This window comes from Aequorivita iocasae, assembly GCF_016757735.1.
Taxonomy (GTDB): Bacteria; Bacteroidota; Bacteroidia; order Flavobacteriales; family Flavobacteriaceae; genus Aequorivita; species Aequorivita iocasae.
The window spans coordinates 2,090,658-2,113,480 of sequence record NZ_CP068439.1; the positions used below are offsets into that span (position 1 = coordinate 2,090,658).

Sequence of the window (22,823 nt, forward strand, 5' to 3'; positions counted from 1 at the left end):
CAGTCTCAGTTGGCAGTAATTGGAATTTGGCATTTGTTTCAGATTTTTCGTGGTATCTTTGCGCACTTTTAAAAATTCAGGACTCTATAGCAAATGAGATGTTCTGAATAAAAAATATAATTGAAGTATGCGTACCAAAACCTTAAAAAAGAACAAGATAAACGTAGTTACCCTTGGTTGCTCCAAAAATGTGTATGACAGCGAGGTGCTGATGGGGCAGTTGCGCGCCAGCAATAAAGAAGTTGTTCATGAGGAGGAAGGCAATATTGTGGTGATAAACACCTGCGGTTTTATTGCCAATGCAAAGGAGGAAAGTATCAATACCATTCTTGAGTTTGTTCAGAAAAAGGAAGAAGGCTTGGTAGATAAGGTTTTTGTTACCGGCTGTCTTTCCGAAAGGTATAAACCAGATCTTCAAAAGGAAATTCCAAATGTGGATGAGTATTTTGGAACTACCGAGCTTCCCGGATTGCTGAAAGCTTTGGGTGCCGATTATAAACACGAATTGATTGGGGAACGAATAACCACAACTCCAAAGAACTACGCATACTTCAAAATTGCAGAAGGTTGTGATCGCCCGTGTTCGTTTTGCGCAATCCCAATCATGCGTGGAAAGCATCGAAGCACACCCATGGAAGATTTGGTAACAGAAGCCGAAAAACTTGCGGCAAAAGGGGTAAAGGAACTTATTTTAATTGCACAAGATTTAACCTATTACGGACTAGATCTATACAAAAAAAGAAACCTTGCAGAACTGCTTCAAAAGCTAGTAAAGGTAGAAGGCATAGAATGGATACGTTTGCACTACGCTTTCCCAACGGGTTTTCCGATGGACGTTTTGGAAGTAATGCGTAACGAACCAAAAATCTGCAATTATATCGATATTCCGCTTCAGCATATTGCCGACCCAATTTTAAAATCAATGCGTCGCGGAACCACAAAGGCAAAAACTACAAAATTATTGGAGGAATTTCGGGCAGCCGTTCCCGGCATGGCAATACGCACAACGCTTATTGTAGGCTATCCTGGCGAAACCGAGGAAGATTTCCAAACCCTAAAGCAATGGGTAAAGGACATGCGTTTTGAGCGTTTGGGCTGTTTTACTTATTCCCATGAAGAAAACACCCATGCTTATAATCTGGAGGACGATGTTCCGGAAGAGGTAAAAATGGATCGCGCAAACCAGATTATGGAAATACAATCACAGATTTCTTGGGAATTGAACCAGCAGAAGATAGGAAAGGAATTCCGAGTGGTGATTGACAGAAAGGAAGGCGGCTATTTTGTAGGACGCACCGAATTTGACAGCCCCGATGTAGATAACGAAGTGTTGATCAACGCCGAGGAAGGCTATCTGCGCACTGGCGAATTTTTCACAGTAAAGATAACCGCTGCCGAAGACTTTGACCTATATGCCGAAGTAATCTAATCTGTCACACTGAGCAGCAGGTCCTGAGCGAAGCCGATGGGCATTTAAAGGATGGCTGTATTAAATGGCGAATGTTACGTTGGGTAGATAACTCAAAATAATAACAGTTCACAAATATGTTGCTGAATTGTTATCTTTGAAGGAAACCCGCAGTTATGAGAAACTCCCAACGCTTCAAATTTCCAAAAACGGTACTGTTCGGGATAACCGTACTTTATATAGTGTTGATGCTGGCAACCTATTTTTTGTACTATAAAGAACCCGTTATTGTCTGTGCCCAGCGTATGCTGACCGCCCAGGCACTGGCTCTACTTTTTCAAGTAGCGCTCAATTATATAAACTACCACTCCAAAAATAAGATTGTGATATTGGCAACGCTATTTGTTAGCGCCATGCTATTCCTTGGGGCGCTTACCGCTTTCTTTAATTTGGGAATGATGTGCGAACTCTATGGTTTTTAAGTAAAAGATATCCCGACACCTGAAACCAGAAACTTGAAACAACTTTTAATTATTGGCCATACATTCCCAGAACCTAGCACCACTGCTGCGGGAAGTAGGATGATGCAACTGGTTGAGTTGTTTCAGGAAGAAAATTACCAAATCACTTTTGCCAGTACAGCGGCTTTTTCTGAAAAAACTGAAAACCTTCATGCGCAGAATATTTCCGTAAAAAATATTAGGTTGAACGATGCTTCTTTTGATGAATTTATAAAAGAATTGAATCCCGAAATCGTAATCTTTGACCGCTATATTACTGAAGAACAATTCGGTTGGCGCGTTTCGGAAAATTGCCCGAATGCCCTAAAAATACTCGATACCGAAGATTTACATTTCCTTCGAAAGGCTAGGGAAGAGGCGGTGAAAAACAATAAACCCATTTCTGAAGCGAATCTTTTTTCGGAAACTGCAAAGCGCGAATTGGCGAGTATTTTACGTTGCGATTTGTCACTTATCATTTCAGAATATGAAATAGAACTGCTACAAAATACTTTTAAGATTTCTTCAGAAATACTTTACTATCTGCCCTTTTTGGTCGAGACTATCTCTGAAAATACTCCTTCATTTGAACAACGCCAAAACTTTTTCACCATCGGCAATTTGCTACATGCACCAAATGTAGATTCTGTTTTGCAGTTAAAGCAAATTTGGCCGGAAATAAAAAGCCAGCTTCCTGAAGCTGAACTTCATATTTATGGAGCGTATGCGCCACAACAAATACTTCAGCTTAACAATAAAAAAGAAGGTTTTATCATAAAAGGCTGGGCGGAAGATGTAGAAACCGTGATGAAAAACTACCGAGTGCAATTGGCTCCGCTGCGTTTTGGTGCAGGTTTAAAAGGCAAGCTTTTGGATGGGATGCAATTTGGTTTGCCTTCTGTAACCACGGAAGTTGGCGCGGAGGGAATGAACGGCGAACTTCAAATTGGTGGAAGCGTCACCACTTCAAAAGAAGATTTTATAAATGCTTCCGTAAAATTATATTCCGAAGAAAAGCTTTGGAACCAAGCACAACTCAACGGTTTCGAAATCATAAAACAGCGTTTTCAAAAAAGCCTTTTTTCAGAAGATTTTAAAAGACACATTCGCACGCTTTCTTTAAAACTTGAAAAACATCGCCAAGAAAATTTTATTGGGCAGATATTTCAGCACCACACATTGCAAAGCACAAAATATTTGAGCAAGTGGATTGCGGAGAAAAATTCCTCTAAATAATTAGTTCTTTTTTTTTAAAGGGAAATGCAAAGCTGATTTGCTATATTTGATAATGCTACCTAAGTTGTGGAACTGTTGACAAAGTTTCTTTTAATAAAAAACTATGAAAAATATACTACTCTTTTTACTTGTAATCACCCCCAATATAATCTTTGCCCAAATAAACGGCTATCAATCCCGGAGCATACAAGGCTTTGAGGTATATGTGCTAGAAGAGGCCCTAAATAACCACCCACAGGAGACCAATGAGGCTATTGATTTATTGACTACAAAACTGGCAGAGATTGTTGATTTTGGGTTAAAAGAAGAAATACTGGAAGAACTACGCTTGGTAAAAATTTTCATGGATTGGAACACGACCAATGGTTCCGCCGTCTATCACCCGTACCTACAATGGTTGATAGACAATGGCTACATAGTGGAAAAATGGAAATCCATTGAAATATCCAATATCAACAATTTTATTAATTGGACGGAATTAAACCAACCCTTTATGGTCATGCACGAAATGGCACATGCCTATCATCACCGGGTGTTGGGCTTTACCTATGCACCCATACTACAGGCGTACAACAGTGCCATGCAAAGTGGCCTTTACGATTCCGTGCTGTATCATGCCGGGAACGGCGTATACTATTATCGCGAGGCATATGCCGCAACAAATGAAATGGAATACTTTGCGGAACTGACAGAGGCCTATTTGGGTGAGAATGATTTTTATCCCTTTATCCGTGAGGAATTGGAAACGCATGACCCTGTGGCCTATGCTATTTTGGTAGGCATTTGGCAGTTTGAACAATTGGGAGTTGAAGACAACAAATATACCGATGTTGTACTGTATCCTAATCCTACCGATGGGCTTATAACCTTAAAATGGAACAACACATGGAGGGCAAAAACATTAAAAATCATCACCCTGGAAGGGAAGGTTTTACTGGAGCAGGACACAAACGCGACGGGCGATACCACGCTTAACATTGCTAACTTGGCTGCCGGAATGTATGTGCTCGTGTTGGATAATCTAAAGACCTATAAAATAGTGAAGGCACATTAAGCGGTTTTTAAATACCCCTCAATTATAGATTGAAGGATATATTTATTTTAATTTTTATCAAGGTGCAACCCAATACTAAAATACCATGGCTATCCCTTCTAAAGATATTTTGGAATACAACAAAACGCAAATAGTAGCGGACGGAGCAATCTGCGATCTTCTTTCAATAGAAATCAGCAAACACTTGCCCGAAGCCGAAGGCAAGATCTGGCACGGCCATCCCGTATGGCTTTTGGAGGGCAATCCCATTGTGGGTTACAGCAAGGAGAAAAAAGGGTTGCGGCTTATGTTTTGGAGCGGGGCCGACTTTAACGAAGAAGGCTTGGACGTGAGGGGAAAAAAATTTAAGGATGCCTCTAAGTTTTACCAATCAGTAAACGAAATCAATACGGAAAATTTAAAACGTTGGCTGGAAAAATCAAGGGCAATACAGTGGGACTATAAAAACATAGTAAAACGAAAGGGGGTCTTGGAAAGGTTGAAATAAAAACTTTTAGTTGGCTATTCCTCTTAATTCACACAGGCATTTCGCAGATTTTTTATGCTTATATTACAAAGAAAAATAAGAATTTTCTATAGGAAACAGAGGGGAATTCTATTTAATAGTATATGGTAAGTTGCCTCATGCGACTAAAATGTACAGGCAAGTTTAATGGGAGATAAATTCGGTTAAGATTTAAACCATTGTGTTCCTTGATGCCTTTTGGTTTATATAATATCGTATTTAGAAGGTTTCTATGTAATATTTAGGAAGTATCTAGGAAGTATCTAGGAAGTTGCTATGTAGTTGGGTCGGCATGGAGACGGCATGGAGTCGGCTTACAGACGGCATGCAATCGGCTTAAAGTCGGCATGTACTTCTTGTATTTTTAGCGAAAAGTTTCTATTTTTACTTTAGAAACCAACAAGTTTAGCCATGGGAGGATTCACTTACGAAAATAATAAAAAAAATCCAAGAATTTACAAAAATTCTGATGAATTTGGGTTGTGCAGTTTATTTGTCAAAGAATTTAAGATAGCCTTACTGCCTCTGTTAAAGTATAAAAAGGTTGGCATGCTCCACCAGCGGCTGATGAGTTTATGCTCCAAAATAAAATTATTGGATCCCACTTCGGAAAAGGGTAACCGCTCCATGGGAGGGGGCCTGAAGACGCTCAAGGGCAAAATGTTGCTAAGGGAATTTGTCTTTACGCCCAAAGCAGGCATACGGCAGCATTTTGGGAATCCGGACATAGATGAAGCGGATTTCACATTGACCTGGCGCGGATTTGATCCCTCTTCGGCCCGATTTCCGAAGGGAGCGACGGATTTTGAGCTCATATATTTAGTATTGGCGTATGATCCCGATATAAATTTATTTGCTACTTATGAAGCGGTACCCATTCGAAGATCAAAACAGGGGAAAGCGGAAGTTTTGGTGATGCCGCTAGCGCGGAAGGTGAAGAAAAAAGAGGGGATGTATTTTATTCCCGTTATCGGACTGCGGTTTTTAGAGATTATTGGGGAAGAGGAGTATGAATGTTTGGGGCAGGATGCTGTTGGGATTGAGATTTTGGGGGTATATTAGTTGTTGGGTTTGGATTAGCATTACTTTCGTTTTTTAACGATGAGGATTTCATCGTCTGAAAATTCCATCCAGGCAAGGTCGTAGATATAGTGGAACATTTTGTTATGGGAGTTAATGTGGAAATGAGTGTGATACATAAACCGGAATTTCTTTTTCTCAAGCACGTTTCTATATATTTTGACTTGAGATTTATTATTTCCGAGCAATTCTGATAAGATGGAATAGTTTCGCTTTAAGTAGCCGTTTATTTCTATGGCTGCCTGTTTGGATGCATAGCGAAGGTGTTTGTGGTACTGGTTTTTGCAATAGGTAGAGCAGAAGATTTTATCGGTTCGCCCTTTCAGTGGTTTTTCGCATATTTTGCATTTCCTGTCCATGCGGTCATTGTTATTACTGTAAATATAGAGTATCCGTTCCTAACGGATAAACACACTTATGGACGTTTTCTCCTATATAATGGGACATTTTTTTCACTAATTTTGGTAGAAACCAGAAAAATAGCGAAATGGATACGACAAAAAGGAATACAATTATTCTATTTGCCCCGCGCGCCAATGCGGGGCGCGTAAAGGTAAGAATTCCCTACGAACTAAAAGCGGAACGGGAAGCCTTTAAAAAACTGGACGGCACGTTTTACCATTACAATCAAAAACTGTGGAGTATCGTAAACACCGAAGAAAACCTAAAAAAAGTTCGACACCTTTTTGGCAGCAAACTGGTGGTTGAAAATGAGGTGTCCCCCGCCAAGATACCACAATTCAGTCCTTCTGAAAAAATTCAAAAGGAACTGGACCGCAATCAACAAAAAATGGTTTTAAAAGGTTTTAGCAACAGTACCATACGCAGCTATCAAAGCTGCTTACTTCAGTTTTTTAAGTATTTCGAAACTGCGGATTTAAGAACCATAACCAAGACCCAAATTGAGGGCTATGTGTTTTTTTTGATCAATAAATATAAAATAGGCGACCAACAACAGAACATGGTCATTAATGCCATTAAGTGCTATTATGAGCATACGTTGGAAATGCCCCGTGAGTACTATAACATCACCCGCCCAAAGAAGAGCAAGGACCTGCCCAATGTTTTGAGTACGGAGGAAGTAAGGCAAATAATAAACCAACCCACAAACATAAAGCACCGTGCCATCCTCCATATAATCTATGGTGGGGGTCTGCGCGTGGGCGAGGTGAGGCGGTTGCGGGTAAAGGACATCCGCAGTGATGACGGCTATATATTTATTAAGGACAGCAAGGGAAAGCGTGACCGGCATACGGTGCTTAGCCCGCTACTGTTGGATCTGTTGCGCAACTATTACCGGCAGCACCGGCCCAGCTATTGGCTTTTTGAAGGGCAGGACGGCGGGCAGTACAGTGCCAAGAGCATACAGCAAATTTACCGAGCTGCGGTAAAGGCCACCAATAGCAACCCCTGGAGCACGCCGCACACCCTCCGGCACAGCTTTGCCACCCATTTGATGGAGCGGGGAACCAACATAAGGTATATACAGAGCGCACTGGGCCATGCCAGCACCAAAACGACCGAGGTGTACACCCGTGTTTTGGGTATTAACAATAAAACTTTAAAGAGCCCTTTGGATACTTTGTATGAAACGGTTACATTTGGGAAAAAAGAACCCCATTGACGTTCGCACATGTGCGATATAAACGCAATAGGGGGTTCGTTTATACACATGTTGTGCGTCATACCGACAACCTAATGAAAATTGAATTTAACTACATATTAAAAGACCACGGTTGGGCGATTGGAAAGCTTAAATCAAAAGATTTTTCGACTGAATTTAATGCGTCATATCTTCACGACACTCTGAATTCGATTATCAATGCACTCATCGGACTTTTGACTGACCGAAAAAGAGTTATGATTCCATTTTATGACGAACCTGGAGAACACCAATTAGTGATTGAAAAAATTGATAATACCAAAAAAATTACGATTGAATTGAAATGGTATGAGGATTACGCAACTGAATACTTTATAGATTCGGACAAATACGAATTACTTTATAAAGGAGAAACAACATTGAAAAGTTTTATCACTAACGGATTTAACTCTATCGAAAAAATATTAAACGAAAACGGAATTGAGGGATATAAAGAAAAATGGAGGCGTGAATTCCCAATTGTTGACTTTAAAAAACTGACTGAATTAAAAAGTACGAACGCACAACAATGGCTATAATTCATTGCGGTTGAATTCCTAATCGGAATTCAACGCTTATTTGTTATCTTTCGGCTACGGCGGAAAGAATCCTACGGATTTTTCCGCAACAAAATCATAGCCAAACACGTTGTAACACATTTAAATGACTAACATCGGAAAATTAATTGAATAATAAAGCGAATAATTTATCTCTAACTTCAAGAGTTACTTATTTGAAAATGAAATAAAAAATAACGGAAATGGACAATAATAAAATAACTGAATTCCAAAAAATAACAGAACGATTACAAAAAATTCGTAAAAATTTATTTGAGGAATGGAAATTAAAATATCCTTCGCATTATAGATTAGAAAGTTCAGCATCCGAAATAATGGAATTACTAAAAGAAACCAAAATTGAGGATGAGGAATTTGAATTTTGGAAATCTTGGAAAATTAGAGAAATGGATATTTTTATAGCTGATTTGGTTGGAGAATTGCATCACGATTATGAAAAAAGGCTCAAGCGCTATCACGGAAAATGGTCTAAAGAAAAAGAGAAAATTGACACTCTGATTGCTGAATTTAAACAAAAGTTTGGAAATCGAACTGAATAAAAAACGTGTTACAACAATGGTAACCGTTGCACAACCCCTTAATTCCGTAAAAGCTGACCCCGTTTAAGCCGTTTTAAGCGGCTTTATTTTTTGTTCACGCTACAGCGTAGGCACTCTTCGGAAGTATTAAAAACGGGGCTATACATCTCTGAAGGTGCTTTTTCAGTGAAAACGTAAGCGCAAGGCAGATTGCCCCACTTTTTGACCGTTTCTGGACGAACTTTAGGTATTTTTTAAGGTTGTAGGCCATTGCCGAGAGGTGCATGCACTTGTTGGCCTGTGCCAGCCCAATGGTATTTACCTTGCCAAGCCCCATAAACTGGGTGAGCGTTCCGAAGACCGGTTCCACCGTACTCTGCCTTTTGCCCTTCATATACCTGCCCAGTGGGCTGCTTACACGGGCAATGTTACGTTCATATTCCTCTCGATATGCTGTTATGTTGATGCGTTTTTCGTGCGACTTGCCGATGCACTGGGCCTTGATGGGACAGCCCTTGCAATCGCTCCTCCTGGTGAAATAGTTATCCTTGAGCGTTCCCTTTTCCAGTTTCTGCTTGCGGAAGGTCACCTTTTTTCCCTGTGGGCACAGCCAGTAATTCCCGCCCTCTATATAGACAAAACCCTCCGGGCCACCTTTGTAGGTGCCGTGGGGCGGGATAAAGCTCTTGATGCCCTGCCTTTCAAGGAATGCATAGTTCTCGCCGCTGCTGTAGCCCGTGTCGGCCACGCAGTTTTCCCAGACCAGGCCTTGTTTCCCTAGCCGCCGTTTTAATCGCTGTACAATGTCCGGCAATTGCTGGTTGTCCTTTCCATCCGCGTGGTAGGCCCTTATATCGCTGATCACGTGGTGGGCGGTGTCCACGCACAGCTGGCTCAGGTAGTTGAGCTTCCGTGCCTTGCCGGGCTTTACGCTGATGCGGGCATCGGGATCGGTGGGGCTGTAATGGGTCTTGTTGCTGGTATATTTACTTCCCTTGTTTCCCGCTCCGGGGCGCTGATCTTGGTCTTTGTTCCAGCGTTTGTTTCGTGAGGCAATGGCATTGAGTTCCTTCCCGTTGGCGGTAATAGTACGCTGGCCTTTATCTGATCTATCGCCCTTGCTTTTGCGAAAGGGCTTTTCTTTATCCATTGCGCTTATGTGGCGAACCTTACGAAGATGTGATTCCAGCTCTTCTTCCGGAACCTTCAGCTCCAGACTGTCCATAGAGGCATTGGCCTTGACCGGGGCGCTGTCCACCGTCTGGGTATGGCCGCTGACCATCCCCACATCCACGCAGAGGGTGAAGACCTTGGTGAACACTGCTTCAAAGACATCCTCGGGAAAGAGTTGCCGCGTACGGCTGATGGTAGAGTGCCAAGGGAGTTGCTCGTCTATCCCATAGCCCAAAAAGTAGAGGATATCCAGGCGCATCCCGCAATGTTCCACAAGCTTGCGGTCGCTGGTGATGTTCTCCAAATAACCAACCAGACAAAGCTTGAAAAATACGATCGGGTCGATGCTCTTTTGGCCGCTGTCGCCATAAAAGTCCCTTGTAAGTGCATATAAATAATTCAGGTCCAAAGCCGATTGTAGCCGACGGTAAAAATTGTGCTCCGGAACGCGCTCGCTCAAACGGAAATCGTTGAAGAGCTTTTCTTGGTAGATCTTTTTTCCTTGCATACCATGAAATTACGGAAAATCCTTAACTTGTGCAACAGGCACAATGTATAACAACAATTGCGGCTTTGTGTCCTGCGGACACAACCGCATAAGCATAAAAGTCGGTAATTTTAGCTATCTTAGTTTTTAACCAATCCGCAACTGATTGTTATACAAGAACGTTGGCAAACATTAGAATGAACGACGATAGAAGAAAAAAAATCGAGTTATTAAAAAGAAAAAATAAAGTCAAAAACGATGTGAAATTTTTGACTGAATTCTATGCGGATATAGAAATCGTTGAATTTCTGACAAATGACGAATTGAATAAAATGTTTGCATTCGACAAAAAGGAAGATGTTAGAAATTATAATCTTGAATTTTCTTACTCGCCATCTGAAAACGAAACTGTGAAATCAGACTTATCCGACTTGATTGAAGACAGTTTTTTGTTCAAACCTTATGATTTAAGCGACCAAACTTATTGCTTAACCCATAAAACAGAATTCAATAAAATCTTTGAGAGAACATTTATAGAAAATAACATTCCGACTTTGATTTACACTAGCGATGGAGAAATATCAATTGTGGTTTCTAAAGAGGTTGTCGATTACGAATTAAAAGACGGAATTAAAACTCAAAAAGAATGGTGGAATATAATTGTTGGAGGAATAAAAGGAATAAAACAAATCATAAATAAAAAATAACGTTTGCCAACACCGGCTCCTATGAAAAGCACTAATCCCGTTCTTCAAAAATAATATTTTTATTTTAATCAGCTTTTAATGATGATTTTGGGGTGTTTAACTGTTGGCAATCCTCTCCTTTTTGCTGATTGATTGTCAACAGTTAAATACTTATAACTTGCTCCGCATCCTATATGTGATCAACTCGTATTGGTCGTCACCAGCATCTGTATGATTATAAGTTATAATAAACCTGGCCACTTGCTATAAAATGTGATTCCAATTGCTTGGATCACCCACGGTGTTTTGTGATACAGGTAAATCTACTTCTTTGTGAGCTTAGTTATAGTTTATTATTCAATGACCCCTATTTCATAAGGAGTTTCTGTTTTTATGACTGCTAAAGTTCTGCTCAATAATTTACGGGCGACCTTGATTATTATTGATTTGACGTTTTTTCCCAAATGCCTGCGATAATAGGTCTGCATTATCGGGTCTGTCCTGATGGCCTGCCAGGAGGCTTCTATAAAATAACTGCGCATCAATCTATGTGCCCGCATGGTTATTCCCGTGCTCTTTTGGTTGTCGCCACTCTGGTGGATTCCCGGTGCCAGCCCGACATAGCCGGCCAGATGTTTTATGCTGTTAAAACGCCTGAGATCTCCAAGCTCGCAGAGGATGCCGCAGGCTACGATACCACCTATGCCCGGAACACTTTTCAGTAAATAATAATCTTTCTTGTAATGCTTGCGGCAATAGGCACGCATCTTTGTGGAGACATCTCGCAGCTCCTGGTCTATGAACCTGAAGCTGCGCATCCTGCTGTCCAGTGTCTCACGTGCCGATGGATATGCAAAGGCCACTTCGTCCACCCAATTGCGGAACTTGTGACTCCAGTGGTCATTGTCAAACTCCTCGGGAATAGCAATGCCAAAATACAGCAACTGCATTTTTATAAGGCTCTTGATGCGCCTATAGTCCTTGACAAGATCGTTTCTTCTTCTGAAGAGACTGCGCAGCTGCTCCCGCTCCACATCGGGAACGTGGATGCTCTCAAGCCTGCCGTCTTTTAGCTCCCTGCTTATCAGTTGGGCATCTATTCTATCTGTTTTGGTATAACGCTCTTTTCCCTTGCGGTGGATATCGGCAGGATTGACCACTAGGGAATTCCAGCCATAGGTTTTAAAACTGCGGTGGGCGTAATAGCCGCAACAGCCAGCTTCATAAGCGGTGGTAACCTGATGGTCGGGAAAATGCTTGGTTACATACTCGTATAATACTTCAGGTTTTGGGGGCATAGCAAATGACTTGCCGCCAAACAGGTCGGTGGCACAATGAACTTTCCAGCTCCGCTTGTGAATGTCGATGCCAATGTATAACTTTGGTTGGGCAGTGGGTTCTAATTTCATATCTTATTGTTTTGGTGAACTTTAAAGATACGAGACTCGCTGCTTTTTCATAGATGCTATAGCACATTGCGGCCGAATTTTCGGCAGAAAATTCACCGCAGTTTTGCTATCTTTATCGCAAGCGGCGAAAATCCTGCGGATTTTCCCACAACGCGCCATACACCAAACGTTGTATGCCATAAAACAGAAACGAAACAGTGAAATTAAAACGAAGAAGAAAATTAGTAACGTATTTAAACATTTTAGACCAACCTGTCCGATTTAACCCATTCGTTTTCAGTCGGACTTTTTTGTTATGGGCTTTACTTGGATTAATAGGTGGAATTATTGCAGGAGCTTATTGGATTGGACTTGAGTTTCTAACTCATCAATTAGCTTTTTTTAGTGGTTGGCAAGTAATTCCTGTAATGGCGATTTGCGGACTTTTAGCAGGTTTGATAATTCACTTCATAGGAGACCCGGGAGAAATACATTTGATTGTAAACAATATCCGATTTAATAAAGGAAAACTTGACCCTAAAAATAATCCTTCAATGGTTCTCTCTTCATTGCTATGCGTTGCGTCAGGTGGAAGTCTCGGACCCGAAGCGCCATTGGTTCAAGTAACAGGCTCAACAGGAACTTGGATAGGAAAATTGTTTCGACTAAAAGGAGAAGAATTAAGGTCGTTAAGTATCGCAGGAATGGCTTCAGGATTTACAGCTTTATTTGGTGCCCCATTGGGCGGCAGCCTCTTTTCATTAGAAATTCTTCATCACAAACACGCAGTTGAGTATTACAAAGCAATTATTCCTGCGTTTGTTGCAAGTTGCTTTAGCTATTTAGTTTTCGCCTTAATCATTCATTTGGGACTTGGTCCTATTTGGGATTTATCTGCTTATGAATATTCAGGGATTTTTGATTTTGGCTATGCAGTTCTCTTTGCAATAATCGGAGCAGCCTTTGGTTGGGCTTTTATTTTTTGCACCAAATTTTTCAAATCACTTTTCGAGAAAAAACCCATACCAATTTACATCAAAGCGTTAATTGGTGGAATTCTACTTGGCATCATAGCATTTTACTTTCCATTAACCCGATATTTTGGACATCACGAAATTAACGAACTTCTTTCAGGGAATTTTCCATTGACTTTATTGCTTGCTATTTTGATTTTTAAAATTATCGCCATCTCAATTACTGTAACATCAGGTTGGAGAGGTGGATTTATTATTCCGCTGTTTTTCGTAGGAGCTACGTTAGGACTAATTATCCATCAACTATTTCCGACAATAAATTTGACATTAGCGATAGTTAGCTGTATGGCAGCAATTAACGCTTGCGTAACCCGAACACCAATGAGTACAACCATTTTACTTGCAACATTGACAGGGTTTGGACATTTTATCCCAATCTTATTTGCAAGTTTGACAGGCTATTTTTTAGCTCCGAGAATACCTTTTATAAGTTCACAAATGGAGAAAGAATGAAAAAATACGGCATACAACATTGGTAACCGTTGCACAACCCCTTAATTCCGTAAAAGCTGACCCCGTTTAAGCCGTTTTAAGCGGCTTTATTTTTTGTTCACGCTACAGCGTAGGCACTCTTCGGAAGTATTAAAAACGGGGCTATACATCTCTGAAGGTGCTTTTTCAGTGAAAACGTAAGCGCAAGGCAGATTGCCCCACTTTTTGACCGTTTCTGGACGAACTTTAGGTATTTTTTAAGGTTGTAGGCCATTGCCGAGAGGTGCATGCACTTGTTGGCCTGTGCCAGCCCAATGGTATTTACCTTGCCAAGCCCCATAAACTGGGTGAGCGTTCCGAAGACCGGTTCCACCGTACTCTGCCTTTTGCCCTTCATATACCTGCCCAGTGGGCTGCTTACACGGGCAATGTTACGTTCATATTCCTCTCGATATGCTGTTATGTTGATGCGTTTTTCGTGCGACTTGCCGATGCACTGGGCCTTGATGGGACAGCCCTTGCAATCGCTCCTCCTGGTGAAATAGTTATCCTTGAGCGTTCCCTTTTCCAGTTTCTGCTTGCGGAAGGTCACCTTTTTTCCCTGTGGGCACAGCCAGTAATTCCCGCCCTCTATATAGACAAAACCCTCCGGGCCACCTTTGTAGGTGCCGTGGGGCGGGATAAAGCTCTTGATGCCCTGCCTTTCAAGGAATGCATAGTTCTCGCCGCTGCTGTAGCCCGTGTCGGCCACGCAGTTTTCCCAGACCAGGCCTTGTTTCCCTAGCCGCCGTTTTAATCGCTGTACAATGTCCGGCAATTGCTGGTTGTCCTTTCCATCCGCGTGGTAGGCCCTTATATCGCTGATCACGTGGTGGGCGGTGTCCACGCACAGCTGGCTCAGGTAGTTGAGCTTCCGTGCCTTGCCGGGCTTTACGCTGATGCGGGCATCGGGATCGGTGGGGCTGTAATGGGTCTTGTTGCTGGTATATTTACTTCCCTTGTTTCCCGCTCCGGGGCGCTGATCTTGGTCTTTGTTCCAGCGTTTGTTTCGTGAGGCAATGGCATTGAGTTCCTTCCCGTTGGCGGTAATAGTACGCTGGCCTTTATCTGATCTATCGCCCTTGCTTTTGCGAAAGGGCTTTTCTTTATCCATTGCGCTTATGTGGCGAACCTTACGAAGATGTGATTCCAGCTCTTCTTCCGGAACCTTCAGCTCCAGACTGTCCATAGAGGCATTGGCCTTGACCGGGGCGCTGTCCACCGTCTGGGTATGGCCGCTGACCATCCCCACATCCACGCAGAGGGTGAAGACCTTGGTGAACACTGCTTCAAAGACATCCTCGGGAAAGAGTTGCCGCGTACGGCTGATGGTAGAGTGCCAAGGGAGTTGCTCGTCTATCCCATAGCCCAAAAAGTAGAGGATATCCAGGCGCATCCCGCAATGTTCCACAAGCTTGCGGTCGCTGGTGATGTTCTCCAAATAACCAACCAGACAAAGCTTGAAAAATACGATCGGGTCGATGCTCTTTTGGCCGCTGTCGCCATAAAAGTCCCTTGTAAGTGCATATAAATAATTCAGGTCCAAAGCCGATTGTAGCCGACGGTAAAAATTGTGCTCCGGAACGCGCTCGCTCAAACGGAAATCGTTGAAGAGCTTTTCTTGGTAGATCTTTTTTCCTTGCATACCATGAAATTACGGAAAATCCTTAACTTGTGCAACAGGCACATTGTATAAGCGTAATGCGGGCTAAAGTGCTAAATTTAAACAAATTGAATATTAATAAACATAAGGTTAAACCGAAAGTGAAGTGCTTCTAATCCCGCACTACGCTTATACTTGACCGTTACCCACCATTATAAATGAATAAAGGAGAACTCAAGGCCGAAATAGCGAATGCAATTCCGAAGTTGTTAGGAATGGTTAAGGAGAATTGTATCAATATTCTTTCGGAAAATTTAGTTTACATCATATCGGAAATAAAAGAGACGAATCTGAAACCTGACTTAGAACGTAAACGCCGAATCAAAGAAAATAAAACAAAGTCACCATTATCATTTGAAGAAGCTGTGTTGCGACTATTGGATCTTTATGATAATCTATACGATATTAACCTAGTTATCTACAAAGCAGAGAAAAAGAGAACTATTATTGAAATACGATATTATCCTAAATCATCACTTAGTGAAACATTTCGAGAATCTGTTGTAGAAAAATCACCAATGCTTCATTGCAAAATCGCCTTACCCATTTATCATAAGGAAAAAAAATTCGACGTTAATTGGGAGCATAACAGCTTTGCACATAAATGGAATGAGATCACCTATCGGAAGAAGCTTCAAAAGGAAATCGACGCAATAAAAAACGGTGGGTAACACCGCATCCTATGAAAAGCACTAATCCCGTTCTTCAAAAATAATATTTTTATTTTAATCAGCTTTTAATGATGATTTTGGGGTGTTTAACTGTTGGCAATCCTCTCCTTTTTGCTGATTGATTGTCAACAGTTAAATACTTATAACTTGCTCCGCATCCTATATGTGATCAACTCGTATTGGTCGTCACCAGCATCTGTATGATTATAAGTTATAATAAACCTGGCCACTTGCTATAAAATGTGATTCCAATTGCTTGGATCACCCACGGTGTTTTGTGATACAGGTAAATCTACTTCTTTGTGAGCTTAGTTATCTGTTTATTATTCAATGACCCCTATTTCATAAGGAGTTTCTGTTTTTATGACTGCTAAAGTTCTGCTCAATAATTTACGGGCGACCTTGATTATTATTGATTTGACGTTTTTTCCCAAATGCCTGCGATAATAGGTCTGCATTATCGGGTCTGTCCTGATGGCCTGCCAGGAGGCTTCTATAAAATAACTGCGCATCAATCTATGTGCCCGCATGGTTATTCCCGTGCTCTTTTGGTTGTCGCCACTCTGGTGGATTCCCGGTGCCAGCCCGACATAGCCGGCCAGATGTTTTATGCTGTTAAAACGCCTGAGATCTCCAAGCTCGCAGAGGATGCCGCAGGCTACGATACCACCTATGCCCGGAACACTTTTCAGTAAATAATAATCTTTCTTGTAATGCTTGCGGCAATAGGCACGCATCTTTGTGGAGACATCTCGCAGCTCCTGGTCTATGAACCTGAAGCTGCGCATCCTGCTGTCCAGTGTCTCACGTGCCGATGGATATGTAAAGGCCACTTCGTCCACCCAATTGCGGAACTTGTGACTCCAGTGGTCATTGTCAAACTCCTCGGGAATAGCAATGCCAAAATACAGCAACTGCATTTTTATAAGGCTCTTGATGCGCCTATAGTCCTTGACAAGATCGTTTCTTCTTCTGAAGAGACTGCGCAGCTGCTCCCGCTCCACATCGGGAACGTGGATGCCTTCAAACCTGCCATCCTTTAGCTCCCTGCTTATCAGTTGGGCATCTATTCTATCTGTTTTGGTAAAACGTTCCTTTCCCTTGCGGTGGATATCGGCAGGATTGACCACTAGGGAATTCCAGCCATAGGTTTTAAAACTGCGGTGGGCGTAATACCCGCAACAGCCAGCTTCATAAGCGGTGGTAACCTGATGGTCGGGAAAATGCTTGGCTACATACTCGTATAATACTTCAGGTTTTGGGGGCATAGCAAATGACTTGCCGCCAAACAGGTCGGTGGCACAATGAACTTTCCAGCTCCGCTTGTGAATGTCGATGCCAATGTATAACTTTGGTTGGGCAGTGGGTTCTAATTTCATATCTTATTGTTTTGGTGAACTTTAAAGATACGAGACTCGCTGCTTTTTCATAGATGCTATAGTTCATTGCTTGCGACTTTGCCTACGGCCAGTTCGCACTTCGTGCTCGTGTCCTCTCGGAAAGTCCTCACAAATTTGCTATCTTCGGTTTGTGGCGGAAAATCCTCCCCGGTATTGCTTCGCCAGTTCGCACTGCATGCTCGTGTCACACAACAAAACCATAGTCCAAACGTTGCCCACAATTATGGAAAAAATCAGAACACCAATATTATTCCTTGCATTTTTGACAATTACTTTTAGTGGAATTGCACAAGAAGTTACATTTTTCAACGCAGACGGATTCTTTTCAATCGGGACACAATCGAACCGAACCGCTTCTATAACCTTGTTCGACATAGATAAAGACGGGAATTTGGATGCCCTCGTAGCAAATGGCAGACATTGGGCAGAACAGAACTACATTTATTACAATGACGGAAAAGGAGGTTTTAAAGTGGCTCAACCCATCGGAAAATTCCTTGATGCTTCCTATGCCATAAAAAGTGCGGACTTCAACAATGATGGATTTACAGATATTGCAGTGGCCAATGACAACATTCCCAATAAAATATATTTTGGGTCATCCAATCAAAACTTTGACAACGAAAGCACCTTTGGTTCAATATCGCCTTCAAGAAATCTTGAAATAACAGATATTGATAATGATGGGGACTTTGATTTAATACTATCAAACAGAAAAGCTGAAAACGAAATTTGCCTAAATGATGGACGGGGAAACTTTGAAAACACTATTACTTTTGGAAACGAATCTGACCAGACTATACAAACCAAGGTAATAGACATTAATAAAGATGGATTTTTGGACTTGGTAACAGCAGAGAGACAAAAGAAAAATAAAATTTACATAAATGACGGAAAACAGAATTTTATAAAAACCATAGCGTTTGGCAAGGAAGAAGATGAAACTCGTTCAATCGATATTGGCGATTTTGATAAAGACGGATTTTTAGATATTGTAACAGGAAATTTAGGTTCTAAAAACAGTATTTACTTTGGTGATGAAAATTTGAGTTTCAATCGAGTTTTTCATTTTAAACCAGAACGTAACACTTCATCCATTAAAATATCTGATTTAAACCAAGATGGTTATTTGGACATCATTGAGGGAAATTCAGAAGAACGAAATTATGTTTATTTAGGACAAAAAAATGGAACGTTTACAGAGATTGGATTGCGGGAAGACTTAAAAGATGACACCTATAATATTGAGGTTGGAGATTTGAACAATGATGGTTTTCCCGATATTGTGGAATCAAACTCTGGAACTTGGAATATATATTACAGAACGCAAAAAAAATAACTGGGGGCTCCTAAAAACAAAAACCCTGCTCTCTGGTGCAACGGTATTTTATTATGAACCGATACTTCATAATGATAGGCAAACAACAGATTAAAAAGTAAAATATGGCAAGCATCAATCCACACATCAACTTTAACGGCAATGCGGAAGAAGCATTCAACTTTTACAAATCTATATTTGGTGGAGAGTTCACTAAATTAGTGCGGTTTAAAGATCTGGCAAGTGCCGATTTTCCAGTTTCGGAACGTGAAGAAAATAAAATTATGCACATTGCACTACCCATAGGCAAAAGCGTTTTAATGGCTAATGATGTACCTGAAGTTTTGGGGCGAACAAACGAAAATGAGAACAGGAGCAAAATTGTAATTAGTGCAGAAAGTAAAGAAGAAGCAGACAGACTATTCAACGGCCTTTCGGTAGGCGGACAAATTGAAATGCCAATTTCCGATAGTCCTTGGGGTACGTATTTTGGTATGTTTAGGGACAAATATGGAATTGAATGGATGGTAGATTTTGACACAAATAACAAGGGAATTATTTAACCGAGGAAACAACAACGAAACCATAGCCTAAACGTTGTAGCACATTAAAACCGTAGCGATGGGTACAATTTGGTCTGTGCCTACTTGGTAAATCCTCATTCAAAAAGACATAATTTTCCTTGCCCCAACCAAAACCGCGCCCAGCGGTTTTTTTTTAACCACCACTTAGTGAAAAGAAAGGAAAAACCCTGTAAAAAAAGTGCGTCATTGCGGAATACCGTAAAAAAAGTCCAATAAGGCCTTCTACATTTGGTTTATTAACCTTTAAAAATGAATGCTTTATGGCAAATTTATCAGAAAACAGACTCAATGAAGTCTTAGACCCCGCAGTGCTTAGCGCTGCCATTACCGGCCTTGACGCCTTTATGGAAGGCCTGCCAGAGGGAGTACTGAATGACGACCAACGCCGACGCTACACCGGTATGGACGTGGACAACCGCGTGTTTGTAGAAACTGTGCTGGATGTTATGGCCGGTAGTGGCGCCAGCGTGCTGCCCGCCAGCTTCCAGTTGGCCACCCTACAGGTAGACTACCAGTTGTTTGAGCAGGTAAAGGCAGTTCTTGCCCGCGTGGCGCAGGTGCAGCGCAAGCTGGAAGACCTCCTGCGCATCTCTGCCCACGAGGCCTTCACCTATGCCTTGGCGGTTTATGCCATTTATGAAACCATGAGCAAGGCAGGCAGTGAGGATGCCCGTGCGGGTTTTGAACTGATGCGTGAGCGTTTTGCCGGGCAGGGCGGTGGCAGACCTGCTGAAGAGGAGCTTTAAGCCAACTTCTAAATGAAAGAACGGAAGGGCAGCCTTCCGTTTTTTTAGTGTCTGTTTTCAAACCCAAAATGTATTATAATGATACAGATTAGTACTATAATAATACTGAAAAAATAATAATATGATATGGAATAGTACCAAAATGATACAAAACAGTACTTTAACAATACAGGAAAGGACTAAAATGTTACTAAAAAGATGCTAATTTGATGCAAAGTGGTATTAAAATGATACAGGAAAGCCAATAATATGATACAGAATAGTATCAAAACAATACTAAAAAATATTAAAATGAAAACCACCAACCCACAACCGTCATTGCCACACATAGGCACAATGCTCCGAGCCCATATTAAAAAACACCGATTGTTTAGAAGTGTGCTTGCCCGTATGCTTGGCAAGCCTGATTCGGTAGTACTCAGATATGAAAAAAGAGAGAGCCTACAGTGCAGCCTGCTTTGGGAACTCTCCCTAGCCATAAAGCATAACTTTTTTGCAGACCTCGCCGCCCAGCTGCCGCTAGACTTTACCACCAACGCCCCAGACCCTACGCTGCCCTTACAGGAGCGGATTGCTATACTGGAGGAAGAGAATAAGGTGTTGAAAACTAAGGTGGAAACGCTTATGGCGGTGGTGGGGAAGTAGGTGGGTTTTTGTTTATATTTGGAATTAAGCAACTTCACCCAGAATATAGACTATATTATTTTTATTCGTGAGCTAACAATTTTAATTAAAAGTAATGGATAACAAAACCAAAATAAACATTAAGGATGCCTTTGATTCAATACTGAGGGCTGATTATTTATCAATAGATAGAATTAAGGATTTAAATCAATTAAGCGATTATTATGTCGACCCTTTCAATACTATTTCTAGCATCCTTCAGAAGCAAGATAATTTTATTTCTGGCAGGCGTGGTACAGGTAAAACAACTGCGCTATTAAAAGGATATTTTGAATGTTTGAAAACCTTGAAAAAAGGAGAGGAATCAGATTATTTTCATTCAAATAAAATTCTCCCACTATATATTGACTTGAGCAATTGTAATGATTTATTCGAAAAAGACAATTTAGCTTTACTTGAAATTCATTTTGTACGTCAGCTTATAGACTCCTTAAAAAGGCAGATTGAATCTGTTTTGGATGAAAAGTTCTTGTTGCTTTTCAAAAAGGAAAACCCTGCACTAGATGACTTAGATATTATTGAAAAACTTTTAGTAGAAGGAGTCACTGTATCAAAATCTAAAAATATCGCAGCTACAGATAAAAGAATCTCTGAACAAACCGATAGTTTTGCTCTGGAAGTTACACCAGAAAAAATGGGTATTTCTGCTCAAATTTCAGATAAAAATGAAACAGAAGAAATAAGAAGCTATAATCAAACTAAAGGATTAAACATTCAAGAGTTTTTAAATAAAATAAAAGACATTATAAAAAAAGCAAAAATCGATTATGTCTATCTCTTTCTTGATGAATATTCTGATCTAAATAATAAATCACAAGTTCATTTGGCTGGATTGATTAAAAGTCTATTAGGTTCAAAAACGAATTTGTTTATTAAAATTGGGGTAATAACAGATAGATTTGATTTTGGGAGTAATATAATTGTAGGTAGAGATATTTTTCATATCCCCTTAGACTTAAATGAACATGTGGAAAGGTTAGGAGGTTTAAGTCCAGCATTAAACAAATTTGAAGAACTAATTCTTGAATTAGTAGAGAAAAGGTTTGCTGCTTTCAATGTTGGATTAAAATTCGAAGATATTCTAAAGGCTAATAAATCGGAAATCGTATCTAGAATTGCTCGAGAATCAATCGGTGTAACAAGAACTATTGGCTTAATTCTACAAAATGCATGGAAGCAAGCCGAAATAGGAACTAATCAAATTGGTTTTTCAGAAATTAACTACGGTATTCGAGCAGCGAGAAAAACATATTTCAAACAGTATGAAGGAGCTGTTAAGAGAAAACTAATTCCAGGATTTTATAATGATATGTGGAATGCATTAATAGGAAAAGCGATTCAAGAAAAAGACAAGCATTCAGATAGACCGGCAAGTCATTTATTGGTTGACCCTAAAAGAAATCATTACTTAAATGTGTTCAAAGAGAATTTCATGGTACATCTTTTAGAAGAAGGTAGGTCTTCTAAATATGGAGGTAATTACAATCTTTATTCAATTGATTATGATATCTGTCTAGATCTAAATATAAAGTATGCCGAATCCAAAGACCAATATACCGGGATAAGGTTTATATATGATGATGTACTATCCGAATTTGATGGTTACTTTTCTACCGAACAGCTAAAAAGCTATAAATGTCCTAAATGTGGTAGAATTTATCAAGAAGAGGAGGTCTCACAAGCAAAAGTTAAAAGATGTTTTGAAGATGATGAGAAGTTGGAAGAAATAGTTCATCAAGAATTTGAAGTTACTGATGGAAATTTTGCAGAAGTTGAGGTCAAAATTCTTGGTCTGATTGCAATGCTTAAAATAGAGGATAACATGTCCGCAGTTGAAATAGCAAACTCTGTAGGTTGTAGTAGACAAAAAGTCTCAGGGTGGTGTTCAAGAGTGCTTGCTCCAAAAGGTGATGTTCTAATAGAGGTTAAAAACGGGAAAAATTATTATTATGGAGAGTAAATATATTTCCTAGCCCAAACCCACGGGTGCGCTTTTC

At 40.7% G+C, this 22,823-nt stretch carries 22 protein-coding genes; 17 read left to right on the forward strand and 5 right to left on the reverse strand.

Annotation, left to right across the window (positions count from 1 at the left end):
• Positions 1-127: 127 nt before the first annotated feature.
• The 6 genes from rimO to JK629_RS09645 all read left to right on the forward strand — a co-directional run bounded on the left by rimO (position 128) and on the right by JK629_RS09645 (position 5,765).
• Positions 128-1,429, forward strand: coding sequence for a 30S ribosomal protein S12 methylthiotransferase RimO (rimO, locus tag JK629_RS09620; RefSeq protein ID WP_202335416.1), 1,302 nt, complete (start codon positions 128-130; stop codon positions 1,427-1,429).
• Between the two features lie 155 nt (positions 1,430-1,584).
• Positions 1,585-1,890 carry a hypothetical protein gene (locus JK629_RS09625; RefSeq protein ID WP_202335417.1) on the forward strand — a complete coding sequence of 102 codons (306 nt, stop codon included), beginning with the start codon at positions 1,585-1,587 and terminating at the stop codon, positions 1,888-1,890.
• A gap of 33 nt (positions 1,891-1,923) precedes the next feature.
• Complete coding sequence (locus JK629_RS09630) at positions 1,924-3,144, forward strand: glycosyltransferase (protein ID WP_202335418.1); 1,221 nt, start codon at positions 1,924-1,926, stop codon at positions 3,142-3,144.
• A gap of 103 nt (positions 3,145-3,247) precedes the next feature.
• Positions 3,248-4,198 carry a T9SS type A sorting domain-containing protein gene (locus tag JK629_RS09635; RefSeq protein ID WP_202335419.1) on the forward strand — a complete coding sequence of 317 codons (951 nt, stop codon included), beginning with the start codon at positions 3,248-3,250 and terminating at the stop codon, positions 4,196-4,198.
• Positions 4,199-4,283: 85 nt separating this feature from the next.
• Entirely contained in the window at positions 4,284-4,685 is a 402-nt protein-coding gene (locus JK629_RS09640) for a DUF1801 domain-containing protein (protein ID WP_202335420.1), read from the forward strand.
• A 567-nt stretch (positions 4,686-5,252) separates the two neighbouring features.
• Positions 5,253-5,765 (forward strand): hypothetical protein, encoded by a 513-nt coding sequence (locus tag JK629_RS09645; RefSeq protein ID WP_202335421.1) that lies wholly within the window; start codon positions 5,253-5,255, stop codon positions 5,763-5,765.
• 20 nt (positions 5,766-5,785) lie between these two features.
• Here JK629_RS09645 and JK629_RS09650 read toward each other — a convergent pair whose 3' ends face one another.
• A complete protein-coding gene (locus JK629_RS09650; protein WP_202335422.1) occupies positions 5,786-6,142 on the reverse strand; it encodes a hypothetical protein in 357 nt (118 codons plus the stop codon).
• 128 nt (positions 6,143-6,270) lie between these two features.
• Here JK629_RS09650 and JK629_RS09655 point away from each other — a divergent pair, with 128 nt between their 5' ends.
• The 3 genes from JK629_RS09655 to JK629_RS09665 all read left to right on the forward strand — a co-directional run bounded on the left by JK629_RS09655 (position 6,271) and on the right by JK629_RS09665 (position 8,542).
• Positions 6,271-7,407, forward strand: coding sequence for a tyrosine-type recombinase/integrase (locus tag JK629_RS09655; protein WP_202335423.1), 1,137 nt, complete (start codon positions 6,271-6,273; stop codon positions 7,405-7,407).
• A 74-nt stretch (positions 7,408-7,481) separates the two neighbouring features.
• Positions 7,482-7,964, forward strand: a complete 483-nt coding sequence (locus JK629_RS09660; RefSeq protein WP_202335424.1) for a hypothetical protein — start codon at positions 7,482-7,484, stop codon at positions 7,962-7,964.
• A gap of 221 nt (positions 7,965-8,185) precedes the next feature.
• Complete coding sequence (locus JK629_RS09665; RefSeq protein WP_202335425.1) at positions 8,186-8,542, forward strand: hypothetical protein; 357 nt, start codon at positions 8,186-8,188, stop codon at positions 8,540-8,542.
• Between the two features lie 94 nt (positions 8,543-8,636).
• On the opposite strand, the gene JK629_RS09670 is transcribed toward JK629_RS09665, so the two are convergent.
• Complete coding sequence (locus JK629_RS09670) at positions 8,637-10,202, reverse strand: IS1182 family transposase (RefSeq protein ID WP_225625999.1); 1,566 nt, start codon at positions 10,200-10,202, stop codon at positions 8,637-8,639.
• A gap of 176 nt (positions 10,203-10,378) precedes the next feature.
• On the opposite strand from JK629_RS09670, the gene JK629_RS09675 reads away from it, so the two are divergent.
• Complete coding sequence (locus tag JK629_RS09675; protein ID WP_202335426.1) at positions 10,379-10,888, forward strand: hypothetical protein; 510 nt, start codon at positions 10,379-10,381, stop codon at positions 10,886-10,888.
• Positions 10,889-11,220: 332 nt separating this feature from the next.
• On the opposite strand, the gene JK629_RS09680 is transcribed toward JK629_RS09675, so the two are convergent.
• A complete protein-coding gene (locus JK629_RS09680) occupies positions 11,221-12,276 on the reverse strand; it encodes an IS110 family RNA-guided transposase (protein ID WP_202335427.1) in 1,056 nt (351 codons plus the stop codon).
• Between the two features lie 197 nt (positions 12,277-12,473).
• On the opposite strand from JK629_RS09680, the gene JK629_RS09685 reads away from it, so the two are divergent.
• Positions 12,474-13,742, forward strand: coding sequence for a chloride channel protein (locus JK629_RS09685; RefSeq protein ID WP_202335428.1), 1,269 nt, complete (start codon positions 12,474-12,476; stop codon positions 13,740-13,742).
• Between the two features lie 97 nt (positions 13,743-13,839).
• Here the strand turns inward: JK629_RS09685 and JK629_RS09690 are convergent, their stop codons facing one another.
• Positions 13,840-15,405, reverse strand: coding sequence for an IS1182 family transposase (locus JK629_RS09690; protein WP_225625999.1), 1,566 nt, complete (start codon positions 15,403-15,405; stop codon positions 13,840-13,842).
• A gap of 176 nt (positions 15,406-15,581) precedes the next feature.
• Here JK629_RS09690 and JK629_RS09695 point away from each other — a divergent pair, with 176 nt between their 5' ends.
• On the forward strand, positions 15,582-16,094 hold the full coding sequence (locus tag JK629_RS09695; protein ID WP_202335429.1) for a hypothetical protein: 513 nt from the start codon (positions 15,582-15,584) through the stop codon (positions 16,092-16,094).
• A gap of 323 nt (positions 16,095-16,417) precedes the next feature.
• Here JK629_RS09695 and JK629_RS09700 read toward each other — a convergent pair whose 3' ends face one another.
• Positions 16,418-17,473, reverse strand: coding sequence for an IS110 family RNA-guided transposase (locus JK629_RS09700; protein ID WP_202335430.1), 1,056 nt, complete (start codon positions 17,471-17,473; stop codon positions 16,418-16,420).
• Positions 17,474-17,717: 244 nt separating this feature from the next.
• Here JK629_RS09700 and JK629_RS09705 point away from each other — a divergent pair, with 244 nt between their 5' ends.
• The 5 genes from JK629_RS09705 to JK629_RS09725 all read left to right on the forward strand — a co-directional run bounded on the left by JK629_RS09705 (position 17,718) and on the right by JK629_RS09725 (position 22,786).
• Positions 17,718-18,833 carry an FG-GAP repeat domain-containing protein gene (locus tag JK629_RS09705; protein ID WP_202335431.1) on the forward strand — a complete coding sequence of 372 codons (1,116 nt, stop codon included), beginning with the start codon at positions 17,718-17,720 and terminating at the stop codon, positions 18,831-18,833.
• A 104-nt stretch (positions 18,834-18,937) separates the two neighbouring features.
• Positions 18,938-19,375: a VOC family protein gene (locus tag JK629_RS09710; RefSeq protein ID WP_202335432.1), complete on the forward strand. Its 438-nt coding sequence runs from the start codon at positions 18,938-18,940 to the stop codon at positions 19,373-19,375.
• A 281-nt stretch (positions 19,376-19,656) separates the two neighbouring features.
• Positions 19,657-20,142 carry a hypothetical protein gene (locus JK629_RS09715; RefSeq protein WP_202335433.1) on the forward strand — a complete coding sequence of 162 codons (486 nt, stop codon included), beginning with the start codon at positions 19,657-19,659 and terminating at the stop codon, positions 20,140-20,142.
• A 249-nt stretch (positions 20,143-20,391) separates the two neighbouring features.
• Entirely contained in the window at positions 20,392-20,787 is a 396-nt protein-coding gene (locus tag JK629_RS09720) for a hypothetical protein (protein WP_202335434.1), read from the forward strand.
• Positions 20,788-20,881: 94 nt separating this feature from the next.
• On the forward strand, positions 20,882-22,786 hold the full coding sequence (locus JK629_RS09725; protein ID WP_202335435.1) for an ORC-CDC6 family AAA ATPase: 1,905 nt from the start codon (positions 20,882-20,884) through the stop codon (positions 22,784-22,786).
• The last annotated feature ends 37 nt before the right edge of the window (positions 22,787-22,823 follow it).

Excerpts from the sequence above, each read along its gene's own strand:
- rimO (WP_202335416.1), top strand. The coding sequence starts at position 128 with ATGCGTACCAAAACCTTAAAAAAGAACAAGATAAACGTAGTTACCCTT.
- JK629_RS09625 (WP_202335417.1), top strand. The coding sequence starts at position 1,585 with ATGAGAAACTCCCAACGCTTCAAATTTCCAAAAACGGTACTGTTCGGG.
- JK629_RS09635 (WP_202335419.1), top strand. The coding sequence starts at position 3,248 with ATGAAAAATATACTACTCTTTTTACTTGTAATCACCCCCAATATAATC.
- JK629_RS09640 (WP_202335420.1), top strand. The coding sequence starts at position 4,284 with ATGGCTATCCCTTCTAAAGATATTTTGGAATACAACAAAACGCAAATA.
- JK629_RS09645 (WP_202335421.1), top strand. The coding sequence starts at position 5,253 with ATGCTCCACCAGCGGCTGATGAGTTTATGCTCCAAAATAAAATTATTG.
- JK629_RS09650 (WP_202335422.1), bottom strand. The coding sequence starts at position 6,142 with ATGGACAGGAAATGCAAAATATGCGAAAAACCACTGAAAGGGCGAACC.
- JK629_RS09655 (WP_202335423.1), top strand. The coding sequence starts at position 6,271 with ATGGATACGACAAAAAGGAATACAATTATTCTATTTGCCCCGCGCGCC.
- JK629_RS09660 (WP_202335424.1), top strand. The coding sequence starts at position 7,482 with ATGAAAATTGAATTTAACTACATATTAAAAGACCACGGTTGGGCGATT.
- JK629_RS09665 (WP_202335425.1), top strand. The coding sequence starts at position 8,186 with ATGGACAATAATAAAATAACTGAATTCCAAAAAATAACAGAACGATTA.
- JK629_RS09670 (WP_225625999.1), bottom strand. The coding sequence starts at position 10,202 with ATGCAAGGAAAAAAGATCTACCAAGAAAAGCTCTTCAACGATTTCCGT.
- JK629_RS09675 (WP_202335426.1), top strand. The coding sequence starts at position 10,379 with ATGAACGACGATAGAAGAAAAAAAATCGAGTTATTAAAAAGAAAAAAT.
- JK629_RS09680 (WP_202335427.1), bottom strand. The coding sequence starts at position 12,276 with ATGAAATTAGAACCCACTGCCCAACCAAAGTTATACATTGGCATCGAC.
- JK629_RS09690 (WP_225625999.1), bottom strand. The coding sequence starts at position 15,405 with ATGCAAGGAAAAAAGATCTACCAAGAAAAGCTCTTCAACGATTTCCGT.
- JK629_RS09695 (WP_202335429.1), top strand. The coding sequence starts at position 15,582 with ATGAATAAAGGAGAACTCAAGGCCGAAATAGCGAATGCAATTCCGAAG.
- JK629_RS09700 (WP_202335430.1), bottom strand. The coding sequence starts at position 17,473 with ATGAAATTAGAACCCACTGCCCAACCAAAGTTATACATTGGCATCGAC.
- JK629_RS09705 (WP_202335431.1), top strand. The coding sequence starts at position 17,718 with ATGGAAAAAATCAGAACACCAATATTATTCCTTGCATTTTTGACAATT.
- JK629_RS09710 (WP_202335432.1), top strand. The coding sequence starts at position 18,938 with ATGGCAAGCATCAATCCACACATCAACTTTAACGGCAATGCGGAAGAA.
- JK629_RS09715 (WP_202335433.1), top strand. The coding sequence starts at position 19,657 with ATGGCAAATTTATCAGAAAACAGACTCAATGAAGTCTTAGACCCCGCA.
- JK629_RS09720 (WP_202335434.1), top strand. The coding sequence starts at position 20,392 with ATGATACAGAATAGTATCAAAACAATACTAAAAAATATTAAAATGAAA.
- JK629_RS09725 (WP_202335435.1), top strand. The coding sequence starts at position 20,882 with ATGGATAACAAAACCAAAATAAACATTAAGGATGCCTTTGATTCAATA.